This is a genomic window from Nocardia brasiliensis, from assembly GCF_042691675.1.
Lineage (GTDB): Bacteria > Actinomycetota > Actinomycetes > Mycobacteriales > Mycobacteriaceae > Nocardia > Nocardia brasiliensis_D.
This window is the reverse complement of sequence record NZ_CP170507.1, coordinates 7,195,841-7,208,242: the sequence shown is the minus strand read 5'-3', so window position 1 is coordinate 7,208,242 and position 12,402 is coordinate 7,195,841. Positions and strand designations below refer to the sequence as shown.

Here is a 12,402-nt window from a genome sequence, read left to right as displayed (position 1 = left end):
TAAGTGGCCGAGGGCCGAAAGATGGTTAATGCCCGTATCTGTCCGGGCCGACGACACCCCGAAATTTGTCCCCCTCGGAGCGGGTACGTCTGTTGCTGGGGGCACCTAACGTCCCCAGCGCCTCACCTTGTATGCCGCGTGGCTATCGCGGGGTCGGGTGCTGGGCTTCCTTGCGGCACGGCCGTTTTCCCCATTGCTGATATCCCTGGATTCGAACCAGGATCGTGCGGAGTAACGTCCCGCTGCTCTGCCAGTTGAGCTAGACATCAAAGACAGAACAGCTCCGGAGGGACACCTACCTCCGGAGCCGGAGCGCGGAACCGCGCTCTGGGCAGTGACCAGACAATCAACAGCCCTAACTTCCCGCCCGCATCCGCTGACGGAACATCTCTGCGATATCGACCACTTCGGCCTCGTTGCCGTTGCGCTCGACCTCCAGGCGCACTCTGCGCCTGGCGCCCTCGGTCACCAGCAAGTCATTGAGCATCGACTGGACCACCGAGAGGACCTGGCCGTTCACTCTCGGCGACTTGAGTAGGCCGTCGAGGAAATGCATGGTGAGACGGGCCATCTCCCAGTCCGAGGCTTCGTAGTACTCGGCCTGCGCCGAGTGCCGAAGCGACTCGTACAGATCCATCACGAGCCCGTGAGGGCCAGCAAGATCCAGATCCGGAATCGACACCACACCCACCGCGGCTACGGTGTCGACCGGTCCGTCCGGCTTATTGCGCCGGACTCTCTGATCGGACCTTTTAGGGACAGGGCCACGAGCGCCCACATTGACCTCCTGGGTCTGACGGGCTCCTGTCCCGTCAATGACATAGCGACCCAGGGTGACGTTCGGTAGGGCGAAACCTCCGGGCTCTCAACTCGCGCCGACGCGCAACGCTCGCCGCTGCGCCCTCGGCGGCGGATTTCCGGCCATGACACGGTGTGCACACGGCGCGAAGATTGTTCAGGGAGTGATCGCCTCCCGGGCGTATGTGATCGACCTCGGAAGCCTTGTGCAAACACCCGCGCAATCCCAGCTGACACAGCTGGCCGTCGCGCCGCATGACCGCGGCCCGCCGTGCGGGCCAGTCGGCCGGCAGTTCGTTACGCCTGTCGGACGTAGACCAACTCACACCAGCAGCGGCAAGACCAGTACGGCGATGGAGATAACCACCTTCGCGATGTCGAGCCACTGTTGTACAGACAAACCAAACACTGAGTAACCCTCTCTACCGGCAGCGGCCTACCTCCGGCCGCTGACCGGCCGGGCCGAGCCTTCGGCTCGGCATTCCCTTGGCGGCGTGAGGAAGCCGAAAGCTTCCGAGCCGATCGGCTCGGTCGGGGAACGGCCCTAGAAGGCCGTTTCGATCGGTTCGGGACCGCCCTTGGAGGGGCGGTCGACCGGTCCGGCCGAACCGGCTTCATACCGGCTCGGGTCGGTCGATCGGCCGACGTTCGGGGTCGTCGTTCGGGACTACGTCCCTCTCTCCTACCCCTCACTAGTAAGTAGGTGACCAATTTTCCGAAAACCGCCATTCGTACGGTGTCTAGTGGCGCAGCTCACGAAAAGTTTCATTTCGAGCTGGGGTTATTCGACGTAGCTAGCCGGTAGCGAACTTCGAAACCCGTACAGGAACGGGCAGCCGCAGTGACGAGCCGGTGCCATCGGGGCCGGGGGGGGAGGTACCCCCCGGAGGGGAACGCGCGGGCGACGCGACGCGCGACCGTAGCGGTTCGATCATCGGGAGGTCCAGGGTTGCCGATATGCCATGCGTCACAGCCAGATTCGTGTTGACATGCACCGGGGGTGCACGTAAGTTCAGTGCTGTGAATGAGACACAGACCAGCCCGCTAGCCACGCTGACCCGATCCGAGCAGTTCCACCTGCTCGGCGAGTGGCACGCGGTAGGCAAGTACCGAACCATGCGCCCGACTTTCCAGGAGCAGCGCGACTATGCCGCGTACGAGACCGGGTACGTACTCGGTCTCCTGACCGGCGAGAGCCACAAGCTCTAACCCGACTGCTACAGGGTGCGCCGCATTCCGGTGTACCCCTACCTAGGGAGATCCCAAGATGCACAACGCATCTCGCATCATCCGCGTCGTAATCGGCGCAACCGTCCTGTTCGCCGTTCTGTCCATGGTCGCTATCGTCTGGGCCGGTCGGCAGGTCAGCGACGATTCCGACACTTACCCGGCGGCCACCGCGCCACCCTTCCCGCTCGGGTGGCTGACCAAATCAACGCTGTACCTGCCGAATGGCGATACGGTGCCTGACCTGTTCGCCGAACTTCCCGCGTCCGGAACGGTGCCTACGGTGCCGGAGGACGCGGCGGTGTTCGACTGCCGGGTGGACGGCAATCAGATCTGCGGCGTAGACGCCTACGTCGTCGGACCGTACGGGGAGCCTATGCGGGTTGCCCCGGGCTACTGGGGATTTCACTGCCTGGGCGAGATTGGAAACCCCGGCGCGCGGGCAGCGCTCGGCATGGTCGAAATCGAGTGCCAGTGATTACGGCTCTGCGGCACGTCGACTATCCGCACTGCCCGGGGCAGCTGTACATGTGCTTCGCGTGTGAGGCGGGCGAATGTGTATGCGACCCGTCGACCGACGCGGGTTGTGTGTCGGATGAGTGCCTGATCAGCGCCTAATCAGCTTCTAAACGGCCCCGGCGCGTCCTTAGCGCGCCGGGACCACCTATCAGAATAGGACGGACCCGAATGTCTGCAATCATCCTGCCCCTGCACGCCGAACACCCAACTGTCACGCTGGACAAGGGACCGACGTACGCCCTGTACGGGCTGTATCGCGCCTACAGCCGCGCCCGCCAGCACGGCGACCCCGTCGAAGTGCTGGACGCGCACCGGTCCGCATACGTCGCTGCCGTCGCGGTCGCGGAGGAGTCGACGTGCGAAGCGCTGCTAGTGCTCATTACGGCGGACCGCGCGTAGTGCCTCCGGCCGAACGTAGGCTAGCCGAGCTGCTAGAGCAGTTCATTTCGGCTCAGCGACGCGGCAGATTCCCCAGCGCTGCGGTGCGCCGCGAGATCGAATCGGCTGTGCAGCAAGCAGATAACGGCACGGTGCGGCGTGCGTGGGATCGTGCACGCCTGCGAGCGAATGCCCGCCACACCCAATACACCCCTCACAACTGAATAATTCCTAGCAAACACCCGGTCAGTCCTCTGACCGGGTGTTTTGCGTTCCTGCGGACCGGTCGGCGAGCTGGTGTGGCTAACCGGCGGGCAACCGGCCGAACGGAGAATAATCGAAACAGGTTGTGCCCCTTTGGTTCTCGCACGGCAAACGCCGATAATACGGCCCAGACGCAACGCTGAGCGCTCGAAACCGCTCGCAGCGGCAACCACCTCCCTTCGATCATTTTCGACGCTTAGAACGGCTTTCAGGGCAATTTCAAGAAGAATGCATCCAGATGTTGACATGCACCCGGGGTGTACGTAATGTCATTCATGTCAGGCCAGCTGCCAGACATTCAAACTCTCTGGATTGCACGGCGCGCTACGCGGTTCATCCGCGCTACGTACGCGGCAATCAAACGTCCTTTGAGAAATTCATAGTGTGGGGCCTATGCCCGAAACGGATACCTGGGTGGACTTGTCCCCGGGTATCAACGGACGGGCGTAAATACGGTACGGCTAATGCAGCGTGCCACCCCGCAAGTCAAACCCGAATGTCGTGCCGTTCGCGCGGCGCGGATGGGTCTAGGACTTCAATGTCGGGCTCACGCCCGGAACGGCCGGTTCAAACCAGCGCGGGGACGAACTAGAGAAAGGAATGTTCATGAAACTCGTCACACTGACATGCGAATCAGAACTCGAATCGCAGGTGATCGGAAACTCGGTCAACCTGTACTTTCACATCCTCGCAGGGCGGGGCGTAAACCCGGAACGGTACTCGCCGTACCCCGAAGGCTCCGATGTCTTTCTGAACTGGAGCGACGTTAAGGGAACTGCTGCGTTCATCAAGGCCAGCAGCATGACCCGGATGACCGTCCACATGGCGAGAGCCATTCGAGAAGCCCTCTTGTACAAAGAGAAGCACGGGAAAGATCCCGAATTCTCCGAGACAGCAGGGAAGCTCGCCAATCAACTGACCTCTGAAATCTGGCGGGCTGAGACAGCCCGACCGTGAAGGTTTGAGTCGAATCAAAGGATTGAGCCTGAACCTTGCCCCGGCCGCTCACCGGCCGGGGCATTGTTGATGTCCAATCAAAGAAAGGTGAGACAAATTGTACAGCGAAGAAGTAATGAACGAGAGACGGGCAAGGTGGGCCGAAATCGGGATCGAAACCTACACCCAGTCGGTATCGGCGGCTCTCGAAAGGTTCGGGATTGGGACGGGCCAACTTTCCCAGAACAGCTTGTCGGAGGACGAAGTTTTCGAAGAGGTCGCGAGTGATTTCGTGGGTAATCTCGCGCACCTGGCCCGGCGACGCGGCCACAATGTCCACGGAATCATCGAACGCGGACTCTTCCATTTCCAAGCGGAATGCGCCGAAGAGCAAAGCGAATGGGGTTCGATGTGAAGACCGTGCGTATCTCCTGGAAGCAGCGGAGCGAACACAGCATAATCGTCAACGTAGCCGAAGATTTCGACATTGACGACTACAACGAATTCCAAATCATGCAAGGCGTTCTCGACTTGAACCAGTACACCGAGGACTCGGCGGCCGAGAGCGACTTTGTCCTGACGGAAGTACTTGCCATGCCAGGATTGCCGCTGTTCGAATTGGCTCCAGAATGAAAGCTATCACGTTGCGGTGGCGGGAAATCTGCGACCACGCGGTAACGGTGTACGTTCCGGACGATTTCGAACTAGACGCTGAATACGCGGACGAAATAGCGGATGACGTGGCAACTTTGCAAGACAGCGGTTATGAAGGTTGCGTACGCGATCTATTCGAATTCGAACCGGCGCAGTACGTATCGGTTGATACGGAAACACTCTACGGATACAACTCGGTATCCGGTAGAGGCGAGAACCATGGGTAGGGGCGTCACCGCGTCAACTCGCAAGCACTTCCGAACGCTGCCCGGCGGTGTTGTCGGGTGTTCCGGGTCGGGGTGCTTGCAGCCTGCCACGTGGTGGGCTGATTGGGAGCACAACGGGTGTCGCCGGTTCGTGTCGACAGCATATTGCGACGCGCACGGATCGCAGGAAAGGAATGACCCGACTGGAAAGACCAAGGTTCGAGCGGTCCGGGGTTGAGCCTCAAATTGGGCCACGGGAATCCCGTGGCCTTTCTTGAAGTTCAAAGAATAGGAGATAATCAGTGTGTGAATGCACCTGCGGAAACAACCATGTCAGATTCGCCAGGATCCTGGCGGCGAGCCTTACTGACGAGTGGGCGGTGGGGCAACCCGACGATATCGACAACTCGGCCACTCTGTCCGGCCCGGCGAATATGCAGCTGTCGTTGCGGGTTGAAGGGCCACACACGGGCAGGGAGTACACACGAGTCCGGATCGGTGGCCGGTTCGGTAGCGAGTACCGGTTTCTGCCGGACGGCTCCGAAGTCGAACAGTTCACTGTCGTCTTTCGTGGCACTGAAGGCGCGGCTATTGCTGCCGAGTTGGAGCGCGATCTCATCCCTCGGTATCGGGCAGCGTTGAACGCCGCGCTGGAGAAAGAGTGGGATCACGCTGCGCGCCAGCACAAGCTAATGGATCAACTGAAGGCGATTCTTGAGCCGACGATGTCGGATGTGTATGTCACAACCGGCCGGTTCGGCATCAAACATCAAGGCGTTGTAGATGTCAGCGGACCCGACAACGTCCTGATCTCGCTGCGCGTTGGGGCGGCTACCGCCCTGGAGATAGCACACGCGGTGCGGCAAATCAATTCGATCTGGGTTTGAGCCCGAGAGCGGTCACCGAGCTTGTATCGGTGGTCGTTCGCTCGTTCAAAACAGAAGGGACAGAACATGTCACAAGAAACAATCGAGTGGTTAAACAACTTTACGTTGATCGGCCAAACCGACAAGCGCGGGAAGGCATGGCACTACCGCAAGGCAGACCAGGACGACAAGTCCAACCACTACCCGGGATTCGTGCCCGTCGCGGATGTTGTGGCACGTCTTTTCAATTGGGAAGCAAAGGCGGCCCCGATCCGCTACGACGTGCCCGGCACTGTCGACACGTTCACCGCTATTGGTGACGACGGCGCGATGATTCGGACGATTACCGATGAATCGCGAAAGGTCATCTACCGCAGCGATACTGGCGCTTTGCTCGGCGTCTTCAAAGAGGGGTACCGGATCCACCAGTTCCAGGAATGGCTACTCGACAACCTTGCCAGCCTGATCACTCCGGACGGCCTCGCGGTGTCCACGGACTCGCTCGGTATCGGCTCCGCCGGTCTGCTGAAGAACGGGGCGCAGGCTTGGGTACAGATCGAACGACCCGAGAACGTACGTACGCCGGAAGGCGTCGAGTTCAGATCGTCCCTACTCGCCACGTCCTCACACGATGGTTCCATCGCGACTCAGTACGCGGCGGTGCAGACGATCGTCGTTTGCGACAACACGATGGCGTGGGCGCTGAACGAGGCTCGGGGCAACGGGAAGCGGTTCAAGTTCAAGAGGACTAAGAACTCGTTGGACAAGATCAGCGATGCCCGGCAAGCGCTGGGGATCGTTGTGGAGTCGGCCGACCGCTTCGCCGCCGACGTGGCCGAGCTGTGCGCGATGACGGTCACTGATCGCCAGTTCTGTGAGTTTCTGAAGTTGTGGGCACCGGTGCCGGAGGAGAAGGGGCGCGGGCGAACACTTGCGGAGAACAAGCGCGACGCATTGACCACCATGTACAGCACCGACATGAGGGCCGCGCCCTGGCGCGGCACGGCGTTCGGGGTTCTCCAGTCGGTCAACACCTACAACCACCATGGTTCTACCGTGCGCGGGGAAACCTCGCGGGCCGAACGCAATATGACCAACGCGATAACCGGCAAGACCGGGGAAGCGGACGCGGAAGCGCTCGACATGCTGAACCGAGTGTTGGTGTGCGCTTAAAGGCTCAGCGCGCTTGTGGCTCCCGGTCGTCCTTAGCGACCGGGAGCCGCTTTGTATCCGAGTTACCGAGGAGGGGAACACGATGGGGACAAACCCGAACCAACTGCTAGCCGAGTTCCGTGCGGCCGTCGCAGAATCCGAACACCTCGCGGAAGAGTTCAACTCAGATGACGACAAAGAGCACTCCGCGACCGAGTACCAACGATACGACGACCAAATGACTGCTCTGTACCAACGGGCGATCGAAGCGATGGACGCTCTAGACGGCTATCTCTCTCATGGTGGGCATCCGCCTGACGAGTGGTTGCGCTAGAACTGTATGGCGGGCACAGGAATTCGACCGTAGTGTCGGTTCCTGTGACCGCTTACCCGCCCTCACCGGGTGATTCGCCCCAGTATCCGCAGACCAAGCCGTTTCCGGCCGGACCAGGTCCATACCCGGGCACCGGCCCCACGCCGACCTCGGTCCAGTGGAGCGCTCCATACCTGCCGGAGAACCCACAGTCGGCGCCATACGGATCTTCATATCCGCACGTCAACCAGAATTCCCAGTATCAGCAACGGTATCCGGCTGGATCCGGGGTGTGGCCGGGCCGGGGGCCGCAACAGCCGAATCCGGTCTATGGCAGTCCGCGGCAACCGGTGGTGGTGCAGCACGTCACCGCGACGCCGCGCCGGAGATGCAACCACCCGCTGCACTTCGCACTTACCTTGGTCTCGTGCGGGCTGTGGGCTCCGGTCTGGTTGTTCCTCGCGATCGTTCAACGATAGTGCGTCTGTGAAGGTTTGGGCCGAGGGGAAACAACTCGGCGCAGCATCAGGGCCGGATTGCCGAACGGGGATGTGGCGGAATGATGTAGGGGCGGTAGAGGTTTGAGGCAGTTCCAAACGGTTCGCGGGCGAAGGTTTCCGCAGATCAGAGTGTGCGAGAAGGCATTCCGCCGCCTCTAAGCGAACTGGACTCAGTACCCCGTCAGGTTGACTTTTAAACGGCTTTTAACGGAGACTCGGATCACATCGTTAGACGGTCGAACGTGTGTTCGATATGGTAAAGACGAGTTGGGTCGAGGGGGGAGGGGGACGGGGATGACGTAGTTGACATATGCCCGGAGACACTGTCAACTAGTCTGTTGTGACAGCGGACAAGTCGGGGGCCGAGAAGGACCAACAAATGAATACAGTCATTGACGGATTGTCGGCCGAGGTGGTCAAGGCGCTGGTAGATGAGGGCGTAGGGTTCGCCGAAATCGCTAGACGCTGTGGAAAGTCTCGGCAGTACGTTCAGCAGTTCGCGGCCCGTCACGGAATAGCACTACCGAAGACGCCGCGAAGGATGGTGGGGGAAGAGTTTCCCTGGAAGGTTCCCTCCGCGATGCAGCGGACGCCGCCGTACCGGCGGATGCGGGATCACGGGGAATTCATGGCGACCGGCGGCGAGGGCATGTCGGAAGAGAAGAAGTCAAGGCTTCGATCCTGGTACGCCATGCTTCGACAGTACAACTACGTACTCGAATTCGATCCCGAACTCCCTCCTACTCATGGTGTTTCCCCGGCCGGCGGCTTCGCCTACCGTCCGCGCGAACAGCGTGACGGTGCGAAACTCCTCATCAGGCTAAACGAGCACACTCGGCTGACATCCAACGGGAAGAAGATTTGGGTGTTTCCGCCGAAGGACCCGTAAGCGAAGGGGATGGACGAACTTGCTTGATCTGCTGCGCCACGATTCACTTGTCGTAGTGAATAACCTGCCGTGGGTGCAGGCTTTTCTCGAGGTAACCGCTGGTACCGTCTTGCTGTTCGTCCATCGGAGTTTGGCGTTGCCCTTGGACGACGAAGATTATGATCCGGTTGCGGATTTCATCAAGGTACGCAGAACAAAGTTGTTGTCCGAGCAAACGGAAAGGTTGCCGCAGTTCATGTTCGGGCAAGCGCTCATGTCCTGCTATCGGATCGACGGGGTCAAGGAAAGCGCAGCATAACCAAATAGGAGTAGACATGGTGGGAACCGGATGAACGGTTCGACCACAGACGAGAGGCCGCCCGGTACCGGGCGGCCTCTTTCTGTTTCTCAGCACAAGACATACAACCGATGCCCTTACGGGTACTACCTAGAAAGGATCGAGAGGGTCTGGCAGCGGCCCGCCGCGTGGTTATCTCAAGGCACTGCGTTCCACGAAGCCGCGGAGGCTTACGAACGATCCGGCCGAACGATGACCGTTGCCGAGATGCAAGAAGTCTTCCGAGAGTCCTACGTCCGCGAAACCAACGAGATGTGCAGCGAGACACCGAATCTCACCTACTGGTTCCGGTCGGGGCCGTACGCGGGGCCGCAGGATATCGAGCGCCGGTACGGGCTCGGGCTCGAACAAGTCGAGCGATACCCGGCCTGGTACGAGCGGCATCCGAACGAAGTCATCTGGATAGATCCAGATGGTGAGCCGGGGATCGAGTTGGGTTTCGTTGTCGATCTGGGCGGGATCACAGTCCGCGGCTTCATTGACGCTGTGATCGTGGATCAGGTCACCGGCCGCGTCCGGGTGCGAGACAACAAGAGCGGCAACCAACCCGGCGATGACTTCCAGCTCGGCACCTACAGCGCAGCGCTAGCGGTCAAGTACGAGATCGAGCCTCCCTCGGTAGGGGACTATTGGATGGCGAGAACAGGCAAGCCGACCTTCGACTACGACCTCACCGACTGGTCGGTGGAGCGAGTCACCGAAGAGTTCCACCAGCTAGCCGAGAACATCGAAGCCGAACGCTTCACCCCGGATCCGGAACCGTCGAAGTGCCGGTTCTGCTCGGTCGCATCCTCGTGCGAATTCTCCATGTGACCTGAACAACCAGTACGCCCCTGGACAAGCGTCCCGGGGCTTTTTTGTGCCCTGAACAGGAGGTACCGACGTTTACACCCTGCTCCAATCCCAGACCATCCGAGGTGCGGCAGGCAAGCCGCTGCCGACGGTCTTCAAAGCCCTAGCCGAGCGAGGCGCGGAATTCCTGCTCGGACAGCTCGTCCTCGTCGCCGCCGGCCCTGGCACCGGCAAAAGCCTGTTTACTCTCACGCTCGCTCTGCGGTCCAAGGTGCCGACCCTCTATTTCAGCGCGGACAGCGACGCGTTCACCCAGCTCACGCGCTCGGTAAGCGTTCTCACCGGATGGCGCCACGAGGATGCAGCCAAACGAGTACTCGCCGGAGACCTCGGCATGGTCTCCGACCTACTGACCAAGGTTCCGATCCGTTTGGTCTACGAAGCGTCCCCGACCCTGGATGACATCGAACGCGCGACGCTAGCGTACGACGAGGTCTACGGTCACTACCCGCAGTTGGTGGTCATCGACAACATCACGAACGTATCGACCGAAGCAAGCGGCGAGGATCCGTTCGCCGGGCTGGAAGCCCTCACCGACTACCTACACGGAATGGCACGCCAAACCGGCGCGTGCGTCGTGTGTCTACATCACGTCACCGGGCCATATGTGGACGCCGAAAAACCGATTCCCCTCAGCGGGGTCAAAGGACAGATCACAAGAGTTCCCGAACTCGTGCTGACCCTGTTCAGACCGATCCGAGAGTTCGGCGGGGACGTGCTCGGGGTGTCGACGGTCAAGAACCGCGCAGGCCGCGCGGACCCATCGGGCGCGGACTTCGCCGAACTTGAGTGGATCGGCGACACCATGACCGTCCGCGACCTCCGTGCCGCGTAAACCGGTGAAGCCGTGCGTGGACTGCACGGCAGAACTGATCACGACCCGCCGCCCGACTCCACACCCCGGGCCGAGATGCGCGACGCATCACCGCGCACGGCGGTCGAAACTCCGAAAGACCAGTCACAGCAGGCACATCGAAGCCACCTACGGCATCACGGCTGCCGAGTACGAGCAGTTGCTCGCCCACCAAGCGGGGACATGCTTCATCTGCCGACGAGCGACCGGCGTTCGGAAACGTCTGGCGGTTGACCACTCGCATTCCTCCGGCGAGGTCCGCGGGCTGCTGTGTAAGAGCTGTAACCGCGATGTCCTCGGACATCTACGAGACGACGTGGCAGCAGCACAGCGTGTCGTCGCCTACCTCACTGATCCGCCCGCGCTTCGAGTGATCGGGCGTCGGGTGGTGCCAAACCACGAAGGATGATCAATTGCGCCCTGTCGCTGAAAACCTGACTATCGCCCTCGGCCTGATCAACAAAGCCGGCCTCGGGCGGGGAGTGCTCTACAACCACGAAAGCGGCTGCTACTGCTCGCTGGGAGCGATACATGCTGCTCGTACCGGGCTGCGCGGCTTCGCTGTCGCCATCGATGAAGACCGAAAGTTTGGGACGAAGCGCGCCTATCAGAATTCTCCGGAGGCTGACGCTGTGCGGTTGTCCATGCTGCGACTGGGTCTGCTCCCTGATGCCGATGGTGACTTCTCCGATGTCTATCGGGTCAACGACTCGGCACCCAACCCCGACGTAGTCATCGAGGCGTTCGAGCAGGCTATCGAGAACCTGGCGTAATGACCGCGATCATCCCGGCTATCCAGCGGTACTACCCGGACTGGATCCCGCCGGAGGACCGGCAAACCTACAACAAGTGTTTGTGCCCGTTCCACGGAGAATCGCGACCTTCCGCGTCGATCTCCTTCGAGCACAACCGATTCAACTGCTTCGCGTGCGGCACCTCCGGCGACGCGATCGACATCATCAGAAACCAAGAGGAGGGCATCAGTTTTGCAGAGGCTAAGCGCCTCGCAGCGGACCTATCTCCAGGACGCGACGACGCTGTACGCGAGAGCGTTCCGAGGAAGCCCAGCCGAAGAGTATTCGGCCAATCGCGGACTGACGGATCTGGACAGACAGGGACTGGACCCGTTCCTGCTCGGATACGTGGCCGATCCGCTCCCTGGACATGAGGACTACGCAGGGTTTCTCGCAATCCCTTATCTGAGGACCGCGGCGGACGGTCGTCTGTCAGTGGTGTCGATCCGATTCCGTTGCATCGCAGAGGATTGTGAACACAGCGGTCATGGCAAGTACATGACACTGGCTGGAGACCGGCCCCGGCTGTACAACACGGCCGATCTACTGGTTCCTTCCCGGTTCGTGGTGTTGGCCGAAGGCGAACTCGACGCCATTGCGGCGCACCGGATCGGGCTGCCGACCACCGGATTTCCGGGTTCGAACGCTTGGCAACCTTGGTTCCGGGACGCACTGCTCGGCTACGAGACCGCGCTTATCCCCGCAGATGGGGACAAGGCAGGCCGGAAGTTCGCAGCAGCTACCGCGAAACACCTTCCGAACGCCAAGGTCATCTACCTCCCAGAGGGTGAAGACGTCAACTCGCTGATCCTCGCGGAAGGGCCAGAAGCATTCAAAGAAAGACTGGGAATTGAGGCCGATTGA

General features: G+C 60.8%; 17 protein-coding genes, 1 tRNA gene and 1 pseudogene. 16 read left to right on the top strand and 3 right to left on the bottom strand.

Going from position 1 to position 12,402, the window contains the following annotated elements; all coding sequences use genetic code 11:
- Positions 1 to 196: 196 nt before the first annotated feature.
- The 3 genes from ACFK0J_RS33160 to ACFK0J_RS33150 form a co-directional block, all read right to left on the bottom strand.
- Positions 197 to 269 (bottom strand) — tRNA-Asn (locus tag ACFK0J_RS33160).
- 86 nt (positions 270 to 355) lie between these two features.
- Entirely contained in the window at positions 356 to 691 is a 336-nt protein-coding gene (locus tag ACFK0J_RS33155; protein ID WP_246634358.1) for a hypothetical protein, read from the bottom strand.
- A 121-nt stretch (positions 692 to 812) separates the two neighbouring features.
- Positions 813 to 1,055: an HNH endonuclease gene (locus ACFK0J_RS33150; protein WP_378733640.1), complete on the bottom strand. Its 243-nt coding sequence runs from the start codon at positions 1,053 to 1,055 to the stop codon at positions 813 to 815.
- A 763-nt stretch (positions 1,056 to 1,818) separates the two neighbouring features.
- Between ACFK0J_RS33150 and ACFK0J_RS33145 the strand changes: the two genes are divergently transcribed.
- The 16 genes and pseudogenes from ACFK0J_RS33145 (at position 1,819) to ACFK0J_RS33070 (ending at position 12,402) form a co-directional block, all read left to right on the top strand.
- On the top strand, positions 1,819 to 2,007 hold the full coding sequence (locus ACFK0J_RS33145) for a hypothetical protein (RefSeq protein ID WP_218473973.1): 189 nt from the start codon (positions 1,819 to 1,821) through the stop codon (positions 2,005 to 2,007).
- Between the two features lie 58 nt (positions 2,008 to 2,065).
- On the top strand, positions 2,066 to 2,503 hold the full coding sequence (locus ACFK0J_RS33140) for a hypothetical protein (protein WP_378733639.1): 438 nt from the start codon (positions 2,066 to 2,068) through the stop codon (positions 2,501 to 2,503).
- 209 nt (positions 2,504 to 2,712) lie between these two features.
- Positions 2,713 to 2,943 (top strand): hypothetical protein, encoded by a 231-nt coding sequence (locus tag ACFK0J_RS33135; protein ID WP_378733638.1) that lies wholly within the window; start codon positions 2,713 to 2,715, stop codon positions 2,941 to 2,943.
- A gap of 849 nt (positions 2,944 to 3,792) precedes the next feature.
- Positions 3,793 to 4,143 carry a hypothetical protein gene (locus tag ACFK0J_RS33130; protein ID WP_378733637.1) on the top strand — a complete coding sequence of 117 codons (351 nt, stop codon included), beginning with the start codon at positions 3,793 to 3,795 and terminating at the stop codon, positions 4,141 to 4,143.
- 97 nt (positions 4,144 to 4,240) lie between these two features.
- A complete protein-coding gene (locus ACFK0J_RS33125; protein WP_378733636.1) occupies positions 4,241 to 4,537 on the top strand; it encodes a hypothetical protein in 297 nt (98 codons plus the stop codon).
- On the top strand, positions 4,522 to 4,755 hold the full coding sequence (locus ACFK0J_RS33120; protein ID WP_378733635.1) for a hypothetical protein: 234 nt from the start codon (positions 4,522 to 4,524) through the stop codon (positions 4,753 to 4,755). The genes ACFK0J_RS33125 and ACFK0J_RS33120 overlap by 16 nt, the downstream gene beginning before the upstream one ends.
- 607 nt (positions 4,756 to 5,362) lie before the next feature.
- On the top strand, positions 5,363 to 5,869 hold the full coding sequence (locus ACFK0J_RS33115; protein ID WP_378733634.1) for a hypothetical protein: 507 nt from the start codon (positions 5,363 to 5,365) through the stop codon (positions 5,867 to 5,869).
- A gap of 21 nt (positions 5,870 to 5,890) precedes the next feature.
- Positions 5,891 to 7,021 carry a DUF932 domain-containing protein gene (locus ACFK0J_RS33110; RefSeq protein ID WP_378733633.1) on the top strand — a complete coding sequence of 377 codons (1,131 nt, stop codon included), beginning with the start codon at positions 5,891 to 5,893 and terminating at the stop codon, positions 7,019 to 7,021.
- Positions 7,022 to 8,192: 1,171 nt separating this feature from the next.
- Complete coding sequence (locus tag ACFK0J_RS33105; protein WP_378733632.1) at positions 8,193 to 8,702, top strand: XRE family transcriptional regulator; 510 nt, start codon at positions 8,193 to 8,195, stop codon at positions 8,700 to 8,702.
- Positions 8,703 to 8,721: 19 nt separating this feature from the next.
- Positions 8,722 to 9,000 (top strand): hypothetical protein, encoded by a 279-nt coding sequence (locus ACFK0J_RS33100; protein WP_378733631.1) that lies wholly within the window; start codon positions 8,722 to 8,724, stop codon positions 8,998 to 9,000.
- A gap of 30 nt (positions 9,001 to 9,030) precedes the next feature.
- Positions 9,031 to 9,852, top strand: a complete 822-nt coding sequence (locus ACFK0J_RS33095; protein ID WP_378733630.1) for a RecB family exonuclease — start codon at positions 9,031 to 9,033, stop codon at positions 9,850 to 9,852.
- A gap of 79 nt (positions 9,853 to 9,931) precedes the next feature.
- Positions 9,932 to 10,726: an AAA family ATPase gene (locus ACFK0J_RS33090; protein WP_378743216.1), complete on the top strand. Its 795-nt coding sequence runs from the start codon at positions 9,932 to 9,934 to the stop codon at positions 10,724 to 10,726.
- Positions 10,716 to 11,153: an endonuclease VII domain-containing protein gene (locus ACFK0J_RS33085; protein ID WP_378733629.1), complete on the top strand. Its 438-nt coding sequence runs from the start codon at positions 10,716 to 10,718 to the stop codon at positions 11,151 to 11,153. Before ACFK0J_RS33090 ends, ACFK0J_RS33085 begins: the two co-directional genes overlap by 11 nt.
- Before the next feature lie 4 nt (positions 11,154 to 11,157).
- Entirely contained in the window at positions 11,158 to 11,517 is a 360-nt protein-coding gene (locus ACFK0J_RS33080; RefSeq protein WP_218473996.1) for a hypothetical protein, read from the top strand.
- Positions 11,517 to 11,696 (top strand): annotated as a pseudogene (locus ACFK0J_RS33075) (CHC2 zinc finger domain-containing protein); the annotation flags it as partial. The gene ACFK0J_RS33080 and the pseudogene ACFK0J_RS33075, both read left to right, overlap by 1 nt.
- Positions 11,697 to 11,730: 34 nt before the next feature.
- On the top strand, positions 11,731 to 12,402 hold the full coding sequence (locus tag ACFK0J_RS33070) for a toprim domain-containing protein (protein WP_218473998.1): 672 nt from the start codon (positions 11,731 to 11,733) through the stop codon (positions 12,400 to 12,402).